This is a genomic window from Shewanella sp. ISTPL2 (genome assembly GCF_013283205.1).
Lineage (GTDB): Bacteria > Pseudomonadota > Gammaproteobacteria > Enterobacterales > Shewanellaceae > Shewanella > Shewanella oncorhynchi.
In genome coordinates, this window is the sequence record NZ_JAAPAV010000001.1 from 3,313,245 (window position 1) to 3,329,768 (window position 16,524).

General features: G+C 46.3%; 17 protein-coding genes and 1 pseudogene. 12 read left to right on the forward strand and 6 right to left on the reverse strand.

Translation table 11 applies throughout. The features are described from left to right. The first annotated feature begins 97 nt into the window (after window positions 1-97). From HUB64_RS14475 to HUB64_RS14485, 3 genes are all read left to right on the forward strand, one after another. Window positions 98-2,554, forward strand: coding sequence for a toxin-antitoxin system YwqK family antitoxin (locus tag HUB64_RS14475; RefSeq protein ID WP_173242492.1), 2,457 nt, complete (start codon window positions 98-100; stop codon window positions 2,552-2,554). 125 nt (window positions 2,555-2,679) lie between these two features. Further along, a complete protein-coding gene (locus HUB64_RS14480) occupies window positions 2,680-3,090 on the forward strand; it encodes a thioesterase family protein (protein WP_173497266.1) in 411 nt (136 codons plus the stop codon). 123 nt (window positions 3,091-3,213) lie between these two features. Next, window positions 3,214-3,762: an HPP family protein gene (locus HUB64_RS14485; RefSeq protein ID WP_105250927.1), complete on the forward strand. Its 549-nt coding sequence runs from the start codon at window positions 3,214-3,216 to the stop codon at window positions 3,760-3,762. On the opposite strand, the gene HUB64_RS14490 is transcribed toward HUB64_RS14485, so the two are convergent. Together HUB64_RS14490 and HUB64_RS14495 are read right to left on the reverse strand one after the other, a co-directional pair. After that, window positions 3,759-4,025 (reverse strand): GNAT family N-acetyltransferase, encoded by a 267-nt coding sequence (locus HUB64_RS14490; RefSeq protein WP_173497267.1) that lies wholly within the window; start codon window positions 4,023-4,025, stop codon window positions 3,759-3,761. The genes HUB64_RS14485 and HUB64_RS14490 overlap by 4 nt on opposite strands. Window positions 4,026-4,094: 69 nt before the next feature. Next, complete coding sequence (locus tag HUB64_RS14495; protein ID WP_105253036.1) at window positions 4,095-4,523, reverse strand: thioesterase family protein; 429 nt, start codon at window positions 4,521-4,523, stop codon at window positions 4,095-4,097. A 194-nt stretch (window positions 4,524-4,717) separates the two neighbouring features. On the opposite strand from HUB64_RS14495, the gene HUB64_RS14500 reads away from it, so the two are divergent. From HUB64_RS14500 to HUB64_RS14525, 6 genes are all read left to right on the forward strand, one after another. Further along, entirely contained in the window at window positions 4,718-5,077 is a 360-nt protein-coding gene (locus HUB64_RS14500; RefSeq protein ID WP_113941227.1) for a MerR family transcriptional regulator, read from the forward strand. 67 nt (window positions 5,078-5,144) lie between these two features. Continuing rightward, on the forward strand, window positions 5,145-5,723 hold the full coding sequence (locus tag HUB64_RS14505) for an NAD(P)H-dependent oxidoreductase (RefSeq protein ID WP_113941228.1): 579 nt from the start codon (window positions 5,145-5,147) through the stop codon (window positions 5,721-5,723). 25 nt (window positions 5,724-5,748) lie between these two features. Beyond that, window positions 5,749-6,150 carry a GFA family protein gene (locus tag HUB64_RS14510; protein ID WP_173497268.1) on the forward strand — a complete coding sequence of 134 codons (402 nt, stop codon included), beginning with the start codon at window positions 5,749-5,751 and terminating at the stop codon, window positions 6,148-6,150. 3 nt (window positions 6,151-6,153) lie between these two features. After that, window positions 6,154-6,504: a MerR family transcriptional regulator gene (locus HUB64_RS14515; protein WP_113941230.1), complete on the forward strand. Its 351-nt coding sequence runs from the start codon at window positions 6,154-6,156 to the stop codon at window positions 6,502-6,504. A gap of 216 nt (window positions 6,505-6,720) precedes the next feature. Further along, on the forward strand, window positions 6,721-7,107 hold the full coding sequence (locus tag HUB64_RS14520; protein WP_105250934.1) for a carboxymuconolactone decarboxylase family protein: 387 nt from the start codon (window positions 6,721-6,723) through the stop codon (window positions 7,105-7,107). Window positions 7,108-7,376: 269 nt separating this feature from the next. Beyond that, window positions 7,377-8,468 carry a hypothetical protein gene (locus HUB64_RS14525; RefSeq protein ID WP_173242499.1) on the forward strand — a complete coding sequence of 364 codons (1,092 nt, stop codon included), beginning with the start codon at window positions 7,377-7,379 and terminating at the stop codon, window positions 8,466-8,468. A 108-nt stretch (window positions 8,469-8,576) separates the two neighbouring features. Here the strand turns inward: HUB64_RS14525 and mtnC are convergent, their stop codons facing one another. Further along, the gene (mtnC, locus tag HUB64_RS14530) at window positions 8,577-9,257 is read right to left on the reverse strand and encodes an acireductone synthase (RefSeq protein ID WP_105253037.1); all 681 of its coding nucleotides are present in this window, start codon (window positions 9,255-9,257) and stop codon (window positions 8,577-8,579) included. A gap of 381 nt (window positions 9,258-9,638) precedes the next feature. On the opposite strand from mtnC, the gene HUB64_RS14535 reads away from it, so the two are divergent. Next, a complete protein-coding gene (locus HUB64_RS14535; RefSeq protein ID WP_173242501.1) occupies window positions 9,639-10,067 on the forward strand; it encodes a hypothetical protein in 429 nt (142 codons plus the stop codon). A 300-nt stretch (window positions 10,068-10,367) separates the two neighbouring features. On the opposite strand, the gene HUB64_RS23220 is transcribed toward HUB64_RS14535, so the two are convergent. Continuing rightward, complete coding sequence (locus HUB64_RS23220; RefSeq protein ID WP_309247071.1) at window positions 10,368-10,706, reverse strand: TonB-dependent receptor; 339 nt, start codon at window positions 10,704-10,706, stop codon at window positions 10,368-10,370. Between HUB64_RS23220 and HUB64_RS14545 the strand changes: the two are divergent. Then, a pseudogene (locus HUB64_RS14545) lies at window positions 10,705-11,158 on the forward strand (hypothetical protein); the annotation flags it as partial. The gene HUB64_RS23220 and the pseudogene HUB64_RS14545 overlap by 2 nt on opposite strands. 35 nt (window positions 11,159-11,193) lie before the next feature. Here the strand turns inward: HUB64_RS14545 and HUB64_RS14550 are convergent. Both HUB64_RS14550 and HUB64_RS14555 read right to left on the reverse strand, forming a co-directional pair. Then, window positions 11,194-11,919, reverse strand: coding sequence for a response regulator transcription factor (locus tag HUB64_RS14550; protein WP_173242503.1), 726 nt, complete (start codon window positions 11,917-11,919; stop codon window positions 11,194-11,196). Then, entirely contained in the window at window positions 11,912-14,032 is a 2,121-nt protein-coding gene (locus tag HUB64_RS14555; protein ID WP_173242505.1) for an ATP-binding protein, read from the reverse strand. The genes HUB64_RS14550 and HUB64_RS14555 overlap by 8 nt, the downstream gene beginning before the upstream one ends. 294 nt (window positions 14,033-14,326) lie before the next feature. Between HUB64_RS14555 and HUB64_RS14560 the strand changes: the two genes are divergently transcribed. Continuing rightward, window positions 14,327-16,411 carry an InlB B-repeat-containing protein gene (locus HUB64_RS14560; protein ID WP_173497269.1) on the forward strand — a complete coding sequence of 695 codons (2,085 nt, stop codon included), beginning with the start codon at window positions 14,327-14,329 and terminating at the stop codon, window positions 16,409-16,411. Window positions 16,412-16,524: the final 113 nt, after the last annotated feature.

Consider the following 16,524-nt stretch of genomic DNA (forward strand, 5'->3'; position numbering starts at 1 on the left):
TATCTACTACTTCCTGAAGTGCTTTTCTTCGCTTAAAATTCGCCCCGTTTACTGGTGCGCATGAGGCGCGAGGCGTCGGTATAAAAGGTGTAGTTAAATGGAACTTTCGATTCGTAGTTTATTCACTGCAGCGAGTGCGGTGTTGTTATCTTCTTTAACTGTCATTCCTGCAGCTGACGCTGAGGATTACGACAAAATCGTCCATGGCCCAGTGGACTTGCCTAACGGGCAATGGCTCAATTTCTATCAAAAAGATCATAAAGTGTGGGGCGAAATGCTCTATGGCGATGCGCCCGGCGTGCGTCTTGATGATTATGGTTCTGCTGAAGTGGTTGCGGTTTTTTACCTCGATTTTGATAAAGGTGGCACCAAAGAAGTGGTTGTCATGCTTAAAGATGCCGATGGTCAGCATTTACGGGGCTATGGTTTTGAAGGGGATGATCTCACAAAACTCCCCCGTCTACAGGTTGTGCTCGATGACGTGGCACCAACCTTAACCTCGTTTACCGTGGGTAGCGTTCGTAAAGTACTAAGCCAAATTCCGCCGCAACAATACCGTATGACCTATGATGTTGACGCGATTGAAGATCCCGCCATTAAAGCGATTGTCGATGGTTCTACTAAGCTCAAGCCGACCTTAGTGGGTTATCGTAATTCCGAAGGTTCACCCGTCGATGTGAAGACCGCCGTCGAATATAAATTACGTTATCCACTGACTCGTAAAGATAAAGATGCCCAAGGTAATGAGCATCAATATAGCCTTGTGACCACCTTTGATCGCAGTGGTTATAGCGAAGAAGACGGCAGTTTTGTATTGGTGAGCGTGGCCTTTGAGGCCGATGACTTTGATTGGCTTAAAAGTGGTGGTGCCGTGATCCCTAAAACTGGCCCATCCTACGATTTTATGAGTATGGGCATGGGGAGCACTTGGGCAGGGCTTGCCAGTGAAAGTCATTATGCCCAAGGCGTGCTTGATGGCCCGTATGCGGCCTACGATGGTCGCAATGGTAGCGTGGTTTACTCTGGTAACTACAAACAGGGCAAAAAAGTCGGTAAGTGGATGGAGACAGAGAACCAAGCCATTTATTGGGAAGGCGAATATCTTGACGGTAAAAAGCAAGGTAAATGGATTGCACAGTCGATGTTCGATGAGGCCGATAACTTTGGTTTTGCCCATTACAATCAGGATGTGCTCGACGGCCCCTACGAAGTCTATGAGCCCGATTATGACTCCAGTGCAGAAGGCGATAAGCGATTAGTGGCAAAAGGTATTTATCTTAATGGCGTAAAAGATGGCGAGTGGCTTGAGGCTGATGGCAGCAAAGGCCAATATCAAAAGGGTGTGAAGCAAGGCGCTTGGGTCGATAAAGTGACGAGCGGACATTTCCGTGATCAAGTAGGTGAAGGCGCCTATCTTGCAGGAAAACGCACTGGCCCTTGGGTATTTAAAGCCGAAGATGGGACTCGTACCGAAGTGAACTATGTCAATGGCTTACGTCAAGGAGAGTCTAAATCATTCGACAAAAATAATCTGATGTTTAATACCCGTCATTATGAGCAGGGTCGCCTTAATGGTCAGAGTATTTGGTATTCAAGTCCGAATGTCGTGGTGGATATCGCTAACTACCGCCAAGGAGAGTTGGATGGTCAGCAAATGCGCTTTAATCCCCAGAACGGTGAGCTGACTGAACTAACGAGTTATAAGTTCAATGAAGCGGTGACGCTTAAGCCTTCGCACGATGAATGTATTATGCGTGAGAATCCCTACTCAGATGATTGTGAAGGGGTGATTAATGGCAAAAATGAAGCAATTTCATCGATAAAACACGGTGAGCAACGCGAGTATCATAGCAGCGGCTCCCTGTATAAATTGGCTTATTACACCAATGGCGCTGTAGATAAAGAATATCAGTTTGATTCAAATGGCCGTTTATTAAATTTAAAAACGTACAAAGCGGGTAAGGAATACGGCCCAAGTATCAGTTATTCCACTGATGGTGGTTACTCACTCTCCCGATATGGTCACCAAGTGAATAACCGTGTCTCTGGCCCCCATTATAGTTTCTATCCTAATGGGCAATTAAGAAGCCTGTGGAACTACTGCCAGCAAGAAGGCGAAATGTGGAACGGTGAACCTTACTACTGGGATAACGCCATTGCGCGCTGCGGTATACAGCGGGAGTACTTTGATAATGGTGCCGTGAGTTGTATTGAAGACCTCGATAGCAATTATGCCGTGGATAAAGTGTGTTACGACATGAATGGCAAGATCGCGAATGAAATGCTGCGTATCGATGAACAGCATGTGATCCACAAGCGCTACATTAACGGTGTTATCTATTCCGAAGAGCCGGGTTTTGCCGATTACTCACATATTACTAAGGGCCGTAAGATTTATCATTTAGAGAACCCAAAAACTCATGGGGTGTATAAGTCTTATAAAAATGGCAAGTTAGAATACGAGAAAATGTATGATATGGGTAAGGCTGGATGCCTTAAAAAGTACGATGCTAACGGCAAGCAAACCCCAGAAACGGCGAGTTGTCAGTTTTAAAATGCTAGGTTTGGGCTAGTGGCTAGAACCTGTTTGGCTTAGGATAATGGATGAGTTTGGTGGTTGGTTTAATTACGTTAATCACCACGCTCTTCCATTCATAAAATAATAAAAAGGAAGTTTGCATGTCAGCCACAGAATACAGTCTCGAAATCAATCCAAGATTTACTGAAACCGACGGCCTAGGTCATATCAACAACACTGTGATCCCCGTATGGTGCGAAGCGGCGCGCACGCCAATCTTTGAGATTTTTAATCCCGAGTTAGATTTGCATCAGTGGAACTTAATCGTCGCGGGGTTTACCGTGGCATTTATCGCGCCGACTTACTATGGCAAGAGTGTCACAGTAAAAACCTATGTCAGCCGTATCGGTAATAGCAGCTTCGAGCTGACCCAAACCTGTTGGCAAGCGGGCAACAAGACCGCCGAAGTAAAAACCACACTCGTACATTACGATTACAGCAGTGAAAAAAGCCGCCCGATTCCTGAAGATATCCGCGAAATGCTCGCTAATCTGAGTGGTGAAAGCGCTTAGTCTGCTTACTCTTTCGGTCAGCGTAATTGCAATTGCGCTGCTGAAGGGTTAATTTGTCGACCCGCTAACTGTGATGCAGATCACTTGTCTGTATCGCTTAATTTTTATCGGTTCGGATTAACCATGAGATTCTATTTTACCCGCATGCGATCGAAGGACATTTGTCCACCAAGACAGCCACTTAAAAAGATTGTGTGGTCATGGATTGGGGCTTTCTGTGGCATTTACTTGGTCGCGAGTCTCGCAAATTATATGAGTGAAAACCTCGTCGACACTATGTTTGTCATTGGCTCGTTTGGTGCGTCGGCTGTGCTGGTGTACGGTGCACCGCTGGCGGAGTTTTCGCAGCCGCGTAACTTGATTGGTGGCAGTGTGTTATCGGCCTTAATTGGGGTCGCAGTGTACCAAGTGTGTGGCGATTATGTGGTGCTGGCGAGCGCCTTAGCGGTATCCCTGTCTATCGCATTCATGTACCTGACTCGCACTCTTCATCCTCCGGGCGGCGCAACGGCATTGATTGCCGTGATTGGCGGTGAAAACGTGCATCAACTCGGCTTTCTTTACGCGTTAATGCCAGTGTTCCTCGGCTCAGTATTACTCTTACTGGTCGCGCTGGTGGTCAATAACCTCTCCACCGATCCTAAGCGCCATTACCCTGTTTATTGGATTTAGTTTTTCAAAAATTTCTGTACATACCAGCAGCTGGCTTGGATAGTAAAGTCTTGGCCTTTGGCCCACTTTAAGCCGTGGCGCACTAAGCGTTCGGCAAGGCCTTTACCGCGCAGCTCGTTGGGGACAAAGGTGCGGCTAAAATCGATATTCTTGCCAGATAACTGGTATTCCAACACGGCTTCATAGCCGTCGACAGGGATAATAAAACGCTGTTTATCCTGTTGATGTTCAATGGCTATCTCGATATTTTCGTTATCTGACATACATGCTTCCCTCAAGGTATGGCCTAAAGTGTGCTGGCAATTTATCTATGGGCTCGGATAGCTTAAAGCTTAAGCGACTTCGTGCTGTTTGAGAATCGCCAGCAGTTCTGCCGGTAACTCGGCTTTTTTACCCGTTTTAAAGTTAAACATCACCGCGACTGAAGTGCCTAAGGTGGTTACTGCCTGCTGCTGTTTACTAAAAGCCTGATAATGCATGGTAAATCTATCGCTGTGAATATCGCTAATGCTGACACTTACCAATAAAGTATCGGGGAAAGTCACTGGGCGTTTATAGCGAGCCTGATTTTCGCTGATTACGGGGCCAATACCTGATTTATACAGGGTATCTAGCGGGAAGAGACGATTGAAAAAGTCGATACGTGCCGTTTCAAAATAGCGGAAATACACCACATTATTAACATGTTGTAGGGCATCCATTTCACCCCATGCAACGGGGATTTGGGTAACGATAGGGTGCTGTGCGAGAAACTTTTCCATTGCCTGTTCTTGTACACCTTCTTGCAACTGTTGTTTAAATCCCATGATAAAAATCCCAAGTTAAAACGCTCGTTTAAGCGGCCAGACTAGCAGCATAAGATTGCTGCGACAAGTCTTGGCCTAAGCTGATACTGTGGCTGATAATGGCAAGCAATGCAGATATGAATAATGTCTTTAAAGGGTTAGGTTGAGCTATGTATATTGGACAAGCGGCAAAGCAAACTGGGCTGTCGATAAAAGCGATTCGCTTGTATGAGGCGTGGGGGCTCATCGACACTCCCGCACGTCAGGGGCGTTATCGTATTTATAGTGCGGCGGATATTAGGCTGTTGTTGCTGATCAAAGAGGCCAAAGCCCTCGGTATTAAGCTTGTCCAACTAAAAGATTTACTCGAACAAGGCGATAAGCATGCTCAGTTAGCCACAGTGCAGGCTTTTTTGTTGGGTATTAAAGCGGATTTTTTACGCCAGATAAGTGAGTTAGAACATAAAGTCACTCAGTTAGATGCCTGTATTGATGGGCTCACCTCCTGTGAGTCGCAGCTGTTACCTTAGGTCTTGACTCTCCCCTTAGGGGCAGAGTTTATGCTATTTGCCACATTGACTGTTATGGCGTTTCATCGTGGCAAAAAAGATTTTAGTGATCTGTGGTAATCCTAAGGCGCAGAGTTTTTGTGAGCATCTAGCTCAAACCTATGCCCAAGCGGCGGCAGATAAACACTCAGTGAGAATCGTCAAACTAGCTGAGCTGAATTTTGACCCGAATCTGACCTATGGTTATCGTCAACCTCAGCCACTCGAAGCCGATTTGCTAGCGTTTCAAGCGAATATCCAGTGGGCGGAGCATGTGGTTATTATCACACCGATTTGGTGGGGCGGTATTCCAGCTAAGTTTAAAGGCTTAATCGATAGGACATTTTTATCTGGGTTTGCATTTAAATATGAGAAAGGTAAATTGATACCCGCTAAGTTGCTGCGCCATAAAACTTCGCGAATTATCATGACTATGGACACGCCGCCTTGGTATTACAAGTGGTTTCAAGGCGCTCCCGCGCTGAAACAGCTTGATACCGCCACCTTAGTTTTTAGTGGTTTTAAGCGGGCTAAGTCCAATATGTTGGGGCCAGTGATGAGTGCTAAGGAGCCGCAATTGCAACAATGGCGGGCGTTGGTGCAGCGGCTGGGGAATTTAGGTTTATAGAATCTAGCGAAACAAGGAGTGGGGTGTGATTAAACAAGTGGGCAATACTCTTATTCAGCCAAAACACAGAGCGTCTTGCCATTGCCATTGCGGTGCCGTGGTATTGGAGTTGTCATTGCCTAATGGCATCGAAAATCCACGCCGTTGCGATTGCTCTATCTGTCGTCGTAAGGGCGCAATGGTTGGCTCTGTGCCGCTGGCGGGGATTAAGATCCTCAAGGGTGAGGATATGCTGAAACTCTATGAATTCAATACCAAAACTGCCAAACACTACTTCTGCTCTATCTGCGGTATTTACACCCATCACCAGCGGCGTTCCAATCCCCATGAGTATGGTTACAACATTGGTTGCCTCGAAGGGGTTAACCCATTCGATCTCGAAAATGTGCCCACGAATGATGGCGTTAATCATCCTGCGGATCGTTAGATTATGAATATAGGTCAGTTTGCTGCACTCACAGGGCTGTCGGCGCATACGCTCAGATATTACGAGAAAATTGGCCTACTGCAGTCTGTCGTTCGAAATGGCAGCGGGCATCGTGATTATGCTGCGAAAGAAGCGGAATGGATTGGGTTTATCAATCGCTTAAAAGAAACGGGCATGCCGTTAAAGCAGATATTGACCTATGCCGAGCTGCGTGTCCAAGGCGATGCAACCGCTGGCCAGCGACAGCAGTTGCTCGAGCAACATGCAACACAATTGGCTGAGCGTATTCGCCAAGAGCAGGAGCATTTGGCTGCTCTTAAGCAAAAAATTCACTATTACCAAACTCATTTTTAGTGGCTAAGCTCAGTCGCTAACATTTGTGGTTAAATGCTAAAAAGCTAATATTATTTACTTTTCTATTTGCTTGCTTGTGCCTCTAGTCGGCGAGTTAAACAGAGGGTTAGTTTTACTGATCCGCATTGCCTGTGTCATCCATCAATGAACCATTGACTTAGAGTTAACTCTAAGGTTTAGGCTGCTTGCTGTGATTTAATCCAACAGGAGCTAAAAATGAGTAATCAAAGATATGTGCAGGGCCTCGCTAAACTGACTGAAATCGACGGTGAGGCGGGGGAGAAAGTCATCCGCAGTCTTGCCGATATTTGCCCTGACTTAGGCAAGTACATTATTGAATATCCTTTTGGGGATATTTATCAGCGTGAAGGGCTCGACCTTAAGACGCGGGAGCTAGCGACAGTTGCCGCACTCACGGCGCTAGGGCATTGCCAGCCACAGTTAAACGTACATATTAATGGCGCATTGAATGTGGGTTGTACGCCGCAGGAAATTGTTGAGGTGATATTGCAAATGTCTGTTTATGCTGGCTTTCCTGCTGCACTTAATGGCATGTTTGTCGCTAAAACCGTATTTTCTGAGCGGGAGTTAAGCGTCGTTTAGTTAGTCCTGAGTCAGGTTTATCGATTTGCAAAAGTGACCATAAGGCCGCTTTGATTTCCTCTCTCAAGTTCATTTTAGTTGGATTTAAACGGGCGATGGGGTGTTGCAGAGCTTTCATTCGACTCTAAACAGAACGTTCGACTTTGGCTAGAGATAGCCAAAGTGACCAATATACCGAGATTGAGTGGCACAGTTGCCAACACTGTGCTTTGCACATTACAGTGGCAAATGTTGCCCGTCTTACTATTTCAATGGAATGTAAAAGAATAATGAATTTAATCGGTTACATTGAATCTGCTCGCCAGTACTTGCGAAAGCTCAGCTTACCATCACTGAGTGACATCCGTTTAGGTTTGGGCAAGTTCTGGCGCTGTCTTATCCTAGGGGTTGCTAAGTTATCCTTTGCGCAAAAGCTGTATCTTATTGCTTTGATATTGGCTTTTAGTAGCGAGTTAATGGGGTTGGTCGCTGTGATTGCCGTAATCGCTATGGCCATCGAGTTTTGGCCTGTGTTCGAGCGGGTTTGGCACAGTTTGGCGGGCAAAGCTGTGTTGTTGCTGTTTTATGCGATGATTGCCAACTTTGCTTTGGGCTGGTCTGGCGCGATAGTCAACGAAGTGGTTGGGGTCTCAGCAAGCGATCTCAATTACACCCATAACTTAGCGATTTTACTCTATATGCCCGCTTGGTTTTTGATGGTAAGCGCGATCGTGCTGCTGGCATTACAGTTGATTATTCCTATCTATTTAATATTGATCTTTTTGCTTAAACCTTTAGGTGTCAAATCGTTACGGCTTACCTCGCATACTTCATTCCGTAAAACGACTTTTTTGATCCGTATCGTGCTAGCGACTGTGGTTTTGTATCACTTGAGCCTGTTAATTGATTTAGAGACTCGCATTGAAACCTCGTTTGGCAACTTTATTACCTCTCCCCAAGAAGCCGCTAAGCATGCGCCTCGCGAGCCTAAATCGGGACGGTTGCCGGATGCGACCGATGTGCTGACGGTACCGATTGTAGAGCTAACTCAGACTGCTCTTGACTCTGAAAGCGATAAATCGAGCAAGGCTGAGAATAGTAATGATGACGACGAGCTGGAAGAGGAAGATCGCAAAAAGGCCTACGCCTCGGTGCGAACTCAATATCAGTACTTAGTGCGGCAATGGCTAGCTACGTTCGCATTTTCACTTGAAGCCAATGGCCGCTCGCGTTGTAAAAAGCCTGCCGAGTCGAATGTGATTGAATTAAATGATTACGAGATTTTGTTGATCACACCCGATAAGAATGCGGATTATGGTTATCGTTTTGAGGTGGAAAAATGTATCTCGGCTGCGTTTCCGCTGGCGGTGAAGGGTAATTGAGTCAATTAATAAAAAAGCGACCACAAGGTCGCTTTCGTTTTATAGGCTAAATCAGCTTGAGCTGACTATCGTGTTATTCAACAACCATCACGTTATTCAATAATCGCATTATTCAATCAGCAGCTCATCGAAGCTGCTGATTTTGCGGAACTCGCCAGTGCGTTGCTTGCTGTCGCGAACCATTTGGCAGGTCATCATGCCCGCAGCGTCGGCAGCTTTTAATTCTTCAATAACATCAGACACAAACAGTACTTGTTTGGGGCTTAAACTGATAGTGTTGAGGATATTGCAGTAAGCCTGCTTATCTAATTTGTTGCCCGTGCGGGTGTCGAAATGGCCGTTAAACATTTCAGTTAAATCGCCGCCGTCACTGTGGCCGAACAACAGTTTTTGCGCGTCGACAGAGCCGGATGAAAAGCTGTAAATACGCAGGTTTTGTGCGCTAAAACGTTTCACCGCTTCAATAAAGTCCGGGAAGATATGGCCCTTAAATTCACCGTGGGCATAGCCTTGTTTCCAAATTAACCCTTGTAAGGTTTTAAGTGGCGTAGCTTTACGGTCTTCGTTGACCCACTGTTGCAGGATCTCAGTTACACGCGCTAAGTCAGCCTCGGGCTCTAGGGCGATATCTTTAGTGTCACAAATACAGTTTTCAACCAATACATTGTGTTGGTTCTGTTCTAAAAAGTCTGGCAAGGCTTTGACAGAATAGGGGAATAGTACATCTTGGATAAAGTTTAGGTCTGTCGTGGTGCCTGCTGTGTCTACGACTATGGCTCTGATACCCATAATGTTTTGATACTCCACAATATGTTGGCTAAAAAATGCAACTCCGATCCTAAGCGTTATTGGTGAAATTGGCTAGTCTATTTCACCCAAACACATGGGCAAATTGTGGGTGATATCACTAAGCGATAAGATTGAAATTTGATTAATCTAGTAATTTTAAAAGCTTATCCACTGATTATCCGAGAAAACACTAACTTGATACTGGATTTCATCTCGTTTATTGCGCACAAGTTTGTGGTAGACATAAGACTATGGTCTTAATAGCTAAGGGAAATTTAGGCTGCTATTGTAGTTAATGTCTCTTTACTCCTTTATACCTTGCATGCTGTGGTTTTCGGGAGACGAGACAGCATATTTCACCTGCGAATAGAGAGACCTTACATGAAATATTTACCCGCACTTGGCTTTGGTATCCTATTAGCCTTATTGAGTTTTATCAGCTTCTCATTGGTCGCCAGCGCGGGTTATATGTTGGACATGTTGAGTGCGGTGCCTCACATCTCGCATAACAGTGTGGAGTATCTTTTGTTGGCGGCTCATGATGCGAGTTTGCTGATATTGCTTGCAGGTTTAGTGCTTTATGCTTACCACAGGATCTTTCCTAAACTTCCCTTCGATTGGTTTACCGCTGTGCTTATCCAAATGCCCCTTGGCTTGGCGGTACTGGTATTAGATGGTTTTACTTTAAACCTGTTTTCATTCAAAGGTTTTGCACTAACGCTGACCACTTTAGCCGCTTCATTTGGGGTGTTAAGCCTCTTTTGGTTGCTTCAACGCAGAGCTAAGCGCTCCGAGGCGAGGTTGAGCTAAAAAATTGAGAAGACCAAAAAATAAGGCCATTAAAGTTGTTTTCAATGGCCTTGATTTTGTGAATTTACAATTTAGTCAATAGAGAGTGTTCGTTGATGTATGTTCTAGAATTGATAGCTGAGGGCCAGTTTGTAGTTACGTCCCGGTAAGGTTTTTTCTTCATCATCAGGCCAAACCGAGTAAGTCTCATCCTGAGTTCTAGGCTCGCTAACCAAGGGGCTTGATATGTGAGATATACGCTGTGAAGTTGATAGCCTTCTGCATCCATTCCTCTTTTGAGCTGAGCCTCCGGAAGACGGGTCATATCCATGGCAGTCGTAATGCTGAGATCAGCTGCCAGCTGATCCCAAGATTGATTTTATCTTGTGGAGCACTGTTATAGGGCTGGCGAATATCTTCAATAGTGCCAAGGTAAAAGTTGAGCATGCCCTCGACATCCATTTTCACTTTGCTGTAATTAGCAAATAGATCAAGACTGTTGTATTGATAGGTTAATTCTGCTTCGATACCGCTCGAATAGAGCATGCCAATATTTTTACTGGAATAATCTCTATGTGTGGCTTCTGTTGGGGAAGCTGGTACTTTTTGACCATCGACAATGTTGTACATATAAGGTGCGGTGTCGATATAATTTTGCATTATGGCGGTGCCGGGCAAACAGCTGAAACATTGGCTGGCGAATTTGCAAAATAACAATGCCCAGGGTGAGTTTTATCTAACCGATATTATTGCGATGGCACATCGGGATGGCGTTGAAATCGCTACTGCCCATCCAGCCATGTCGGTAACTTTGTTGAACTGAAAAAAACCGTGTTAGGCCAAGGTTCTAAAGCCAATCATCTGACTTATCTGGGGGATGCGGTGATCGGCAGTAAAGTGAATGTCGGTGTTGGCACTATCACCTGTAACTACGATGGCGCCAACAAATTCCAGACCACGATTGAAGATGGTGTGTTTTTTGGTTCCAACAGTTCACTGGTGGCGCTGGCTCTGTGGTGACACATGACGTCGCTGCCGACGAATTGGTGGTCGCACGGACCAAACAACAGCATATCAGCGGTTGGCAAAGACCGGTCAAAATCAAAAAATAAGCTGATTTAAGCGCTATCGTAGCAGCACGACTGGTTTAGCGTGCTGTTCCTTCTTTGATGCCTGCTTCCGGCCATTCCTGCACTAATAAGTAGCCCTGATTACGGTAAGTCACCAGCAGTTCTTCCGCTTGACCACTCAGCTGCACTAACTTTTTCCGCAACCGGCTGATGGCAATATCCAGTGCCCGGCCTGCCAGATAAGTATCTGTTTCACCCAATGCCAGCGCTAATTCTGTTCGGCTGATAATTTTTCCCTGATGGGCAATCAGTTTAATCAGCAACTGTTGCTCGTTTTCACTCAATTGCAGTGCATGCTGTTGATAGCACAGCTGACGATTTTCCAGATTAAGCCGGAACTGTAAAAACCGCAGATCGGGTACAGTCACAGCGTGCGGCGGCAAGCGACGCAATAAACCCTGGATGCGAAGCAATAACTCCTGCGGAAATACCGGCTTGCAAATGTAGTCATCAGCACCAGCGCCCAGCCCTTGCACCCGGCTTTGTTCCGACGCGTTGGACGAGATCAAAATTTTACCGATGTGGGGTTTGCATAGCTGGCGGCACAGTTCAATACCACAACCATCCGGTAATTGCACATCGGCGATCAGCAGTCGTAAATCTGGTTGTGACAACATGGACATGGCGGCAGCCAGCGAATGTGCCAGGCTGACCTGGAAACCTTGTTGTTGCAGGAAGGCACTGAGCGCCAACCCAAGCCATTCGTCGTCTTCAACCAACAACACCCGGATTTGTTCAGTCATGCCGCACTCCTTCGATTTTTTGCCGTAGCAACTGCGCACTGCGGCTGGCAAGCTGACTTAATGGCTGTTGTGATGCGGACACTCGACTGAGCTGGGTTTCTAGTGCTGCCAGCCGCTCCGCCAGCAATTCCAATCCCAAAGTAGCTGCCATACCACGCAATTGATGCAGATTGGCCTGCAGTTCAGCGCCATGCAAACTGGGCCACTGGCTGATCTGCTGCTGTAATTCGGCAGCCAGCCCGGCTAATTTTTGTTGCACCAGTTGCGCCGGTAAATAACAGGCGAAACTTTGAAAGGTCAGGCTGTTGGCTATTAACGGCCAGGGCAACAATTGACGAATACTTTGTTGTAACTGTGCCAGCTCTACCGGCTTAGTCAGCACTTGTTTAATGCCTGCAGCCAAACAATCCTGCTGCAATTGCCGGCTGGTATCGGCGGTTAATGCCAGCACAGGTGGCAGTGTGCTTAGCAGGGGGCCAGCCAGCTGTTGTTGCAACTGACGGAACAAACTCAGGCCATCACTGTCTGGCAGATTCATATCTAGCAATATCAGCTCAAAGCTGTGTTGCTGACAGAGACCAAGCGCTTCTGCCGCAGTGGCGGCCACCAAAACCAGATGACCATCGTGTTGTAGCAGTGCTTTAATGATCTGCTGATTTAATTCAACATCTTCTACCAGCAAAATATGCAGAGGTGGTATGGTACTGCTGGCGACTGTCGCTATGGAATCCGAAGCGCTGATCGGTGTCAGCGGCAACTGAAAGTAAAAACAGCTGCCAACACTGGGCTGGCTGGTAAATTTTAATTCCGCCCCCAATAACTGCAGTGCTTTTTGACATAAAGATAAACCCAGGCCAGTACCTTCCCGCAGTTCCTGCTGCGAAGCCCGGATAAAAGGCGTTAGAATATCGCGCTGGTCGTCAGGGTTGATGCCAATACCACTGTCTTCGACCGCAAAGTGGATGCTGTGTTGTGGTCCGGTCTGATCCGTCAGTTGCACCTGCAGCCGGACAAAGCCATGATCAGTATATTTAATGGCATTCCCCAGCAAATTGATTAGCACCTGCCGTACTTTGCCCTGATCAAAACTATAGATTTGCTGCGAACTCAGCTGTTCTGTTTGCAAACTCAAGTGTAATTGCCGTGATTGCGCCAGTGGCTGCATACTGTCGACGATACTGTGCAACCAGGGAATTAATAAGGTGTCCTTTGATTGGATTTGCACCTGACCATGCTCCAGACTGGCATGCTCCAGCACTTGTTGCGCCATCGTCGATAATGCCATGCCTGCGTCAATAATAATGCTGCAGTCCTGCTGTAATTGCTGATCCTGTTGCCGCAATTTCATCAGTTGTGCTTTGCCGACAATGGCATTTAACGGGGTGCGTAATTCGTGGCTCAATGACGCCAGAAAGCGGCTTTTTAACGCGGCTTCGGCTTTGCTTTGCTGTTGTAAAGTATCCAACATCTGAATGCGTCGTTCGGAACAGAGCAGAAAATAACTCAGTGTCAAACCATAGACCACAAAATATGATAAAGCCGCCACCGCCACATTTAACAGGTTGAGGCGAAAGATGCCGCCTAAGTCACCGACCAACAGGATATATGCAATACGATAGCTCATCAGCATGATTAATAACATCAGGACCGCCTGAAACAGTTTGACTCCTAACGAAAACCCTGTTTTTTGCTTGGCTCTCAGCACCCGGATACTCAGCAAGCTACAAAGGGAAAACATCAGACTGACCAGGATAATGCGGCCATCGGTATAAGGCGTGATATAGGTGAAATACAAAAAAGTCAGGCTAAAGCTGAGCGTGAGTACGGTTAACAAGCTTTTGTTGCGCTGGTAGCCGAAGAATAAGCGGGTGCCCCATAAAATGGCTAACACTGCGGCCAGCAAAATATGGTTGGCTAACACCACTCCCAGCCAAACCGGTGTCTTGCTTTGAGTACTGAGTAATAACAACCCTAGCGGCAGCAGGCTATTGCCAATCGCCCACTGTTTCGGGCCAGCAAAATCTTTATTCAGCAGATATAACGGCCAGATAAATAAAGCACAGGCCAAAGTCACCATGACCGAAGCTAACGAATGCGCGAGCGGATCCAACATTACCACACCTGGAATGCCTTCAATCGGCATCTCTGACTACTACAACCTAGCTATTTTACCCTGTTTAGTGAGGAATCATAGGGTAACTTTCGTACCTATTGCGGGTTTAATAACAAATCAGCGCTGCCGTTACTTTTCTACTTTCCCGATTGCTACATCATCGACAGCTGTTACATGACGTTACACAGCATCTGGCCTTTTTGTTCAGAAATTGGAACCAACATGTTAGCATCCGGCGATTTTTTATTCTGGTGAATGACTCACCACTGATTATTACTTTGCTATGGAGCAGATATGATTCGCCTCTTGCAGTTAGCTATTTTGTGTATTGCCCTGACCGCATGGCCCGGCTGGGCGATGCAAATTTTTGTTGAAACGCCGGCTGGCAAAACTATTACGCTAGATGTGGAAGGGTCTGACACAACTGAAAATGTGAAAGCTAAAATTGAAGATAAAGAAGGTTATCCGTCTGACAGTTATGCTTTGTTTTTTAAGCAAACTAAAATGGCAAACGACGTTTACACTTTAGCTGATTACAACATTGGCAAAGACAGTAAATTAATCATGCTGTTGCCTGATAGTTACCTTTTTCAAGGTCCGGCCGCCGTAAACGGTTACTGTTCCAGCGGTTTTTATCCTTCGATCCCGGGCGGCGGGGTTTTAATTTTGGCGCTATCGGGACCAGGCGGTTATTGTGCAATCAATGAAGAAGGGTTGGTGAGTCATTCAAATGCGTTCAATACAACTGGATTTCTCATCAGAAATCTCAGGGCCACATTTACCCCGAAAAATATTATGTTAGTTAACAAAGCAAATAAGCCGCTCGTTGCTACTGTTACCTCTCTGGACAAAGATAATACTGAAATTTTTCATGAAAATTTTACGATTGAGCCCGGGACTAATGGACTGAGTTTGGACGCTGCCCATGGGTATACAGGCGAATTATCGATTAAGTTTAATCAGGGCGCCGAAGTTTATTTAAAAGGTTTTGGTATTATTTTTAAACCAGTCAATACAGCGCCGACTATTTCAGGTAAGCCAGCAACAGCGGTGTCTGCAGGCAGTTTGTATAGTTTTACCCCAACAGCATTCGATGCTCAGGGAGATAAACTTACATTTTCAATTGTCAATAAACCAGCATGGGCAACCTTTGATACAGCCACTGGCAGTCTATCTGGTAATCCTGGTTTTGATGCAGTTGGTGACTATAGCACTATAAAAATCAGCGTCAGTGATGGTTTATTGAGTGCGTCATTGGCGCCATTTTCTATTCAGGTGACTGCTCCTGCTTACCAGGTTAGTTTTATCGATGCCGATGGCAAGCCATTATCGATCCAGCAAATCATTCATGGTCAAGCGGCGATAGCGCCAGCTGTGCCGACGCGGGAAGGGTATACCTTCAACGGTTGGGATGTCAGTTTTGCTAATATCACTTCAGCTTTAACAGTGACGGCGCAATACAGCCAGAATGTGTATGTCGTCAGCTTTGTTGATGCTGAAGGTCAGTTGTTATCAACCCAGCAAATTACTCATGGCCGAGCGGCAACAGCGCCAGCTGTGCCAGCGCGGGAAGGGTATACTTTCACCGGTTGGGATGTCAGTTTTGCTAATATCACTTCAGCTTTAACAGTGACGGCGCAATACAGCCAGAATGTTTATGTCGTAAGCTTTGTTGATGCCGAAGGTCAGTTATTATCGACCCAGAAAATCATTCATGGCCAAGCGGCGACAGCGCCAGCTGTGCCGACGCGGGAAGGGTATACCTTCACTGGTTGGGATGTCAGTTTTGCTAATATCACTTCAGCTTTAACCGTGACGGCGCAATACAGCCAGAGTGTGTATGTCGTAAGCTTTGTTGATGCTGAAGGTCAGCCATTATCGACCCAGCAAATTACTCATGGTCAAGCGGCGACAGCACCAGCTGTGCCAGCGCGGGAAGGGTATACCTTCACCGGTTGGGATGTCAGTTTTGCTAATATCACTTCAGCTTTAACAGTGACAGCGCAATACAGTCAGAATGTGTATGTCGTAAGCTTTGTCGATACCGAAGGTCAGTCGTTATCGACCCAGCAAATTACTCATGGTCAGTCGGCAACAGCGCCAGCTGTGCCAGCGCGGGAAGGGTATACCTTCACCGGTTGGGATGTCAGTTTTGCTAATATCACTTCAGCTTTAACAGTGACAGCGCAATACAGTCAGAATGTGTATGTCGTAAGCTTTGTCGATGCCGAAGGTCAGGTGTTATCGACCCAGCAAATTACTCATGGCCGGGCTGCGACTGCACCAACGGCACCAGAGCGGGAAGGTTATACCTTCACTGGCTGGGATGCGGACTTTAGCAAAATCACTGCCGCCTTAACGGTAAAGGCNAGAAGGTGAGTACCACACTGAGCGTCGAACGCTTCCAGTTGGCTAGGGCTGCGTATTCTACGCATTTCCCGTTTCGCGTCAAGGAGTTTTTACAAACTTTCTCAACACTCATCAATCAGTAA

Coding starts and splice junctions, on each gene's coding strand:
- HUB64_RS14475 (WP_173242492.1), top strand. CDS start 98: ATGGAACTTTCGATTCGTAGTTTATTCACTGCAGCGAGTGCGGTGTTG.
- HUB64_RS14480 (WP_173497266.1), top strand. CDS start 2,680: ATGTCAGCCACAGAATACAGTCTCGAAATCAATCCAAGATTTACTGAA.
- HUB64_RS14485 (WP_105250927.1), top strand. CDS start 3,214: ATGAGATTCTATTTTACCCGCATGCGATCGAAGGACATTTGTCCACCA.
- HUB64_RS14490 (WP_173497267.1), bottom strand. CDS start 4,025: ATGTCAGATAACGAAAATATCGAGATAGCCATTGAACATCAACAGGAT.
- HUB64_RS14495 (WP_105253036.1), bottom strand. CDS start 4,523: ATGGAAAAGTTTCTCGCACAGCACCCTATCGTTACCCAAATCCCCGTT.
- HUB64_RS14500 (WP_113941227.1), top strand. CDS start 4,718: ATGTATATTGGACAAGCGGCAAAGCAAACTGGGCTGTCGATAAAAGCG.
- HUB64_RS14515 (WP_113941230.1), top strand. CDS start 6,154: ATGAATATAGGTCAGTTTGCTGCACTCACAGGGCTGTCGGCGCATACG.
- HUB64_RS14520 (WP_105250934.1), top strand. CDS start 6,721: ATGAGTAATCAAAGATATGTGCAGGGCCTCGCTAAACTGACTGAAATC.
- HUB64_RS14525 (WP_173242499.1), top strand. CDS start 7,377: ATGAATTTAATCGGTTACATTGAATCTGCTCGCCAGTACTTGCGAAAG.
- mtnC (WP_105253037.1), bottom strand. CDS start 9,257: ATGGGTATCAGAGCCATAGTCGTAGACACAGCAGGCACCACGACAGAC.
- HUB64_RS14535 (WP_173242501.1), top strand. CDS start 9,639: ATGAAATATTTACCCGCACTTGGCTTTGGTATCCTATTAGCCTTATTG.
- HUB64_RS23220 (WP_309247071.1), bottom strand. CDS start 10,706: ATGCAAAATTATATCGACACCGCACCTTATATGTACAACATTGTCGAT.
- HUB64_RS14550 (WP_173242503.1), bottom strand. CDS start 11,919: ATGACTGAACAAATCCGGGTGTTGTTGGTTGAAGACGACGAATGGCTT.
- HUB64_RS14555 (WP_173242505.1), bottom strand. CDS start 14,032: ATGTTGGATCCGCTCGCGCATTCGTTAGCTTCGGTCATGGTGACTTTG.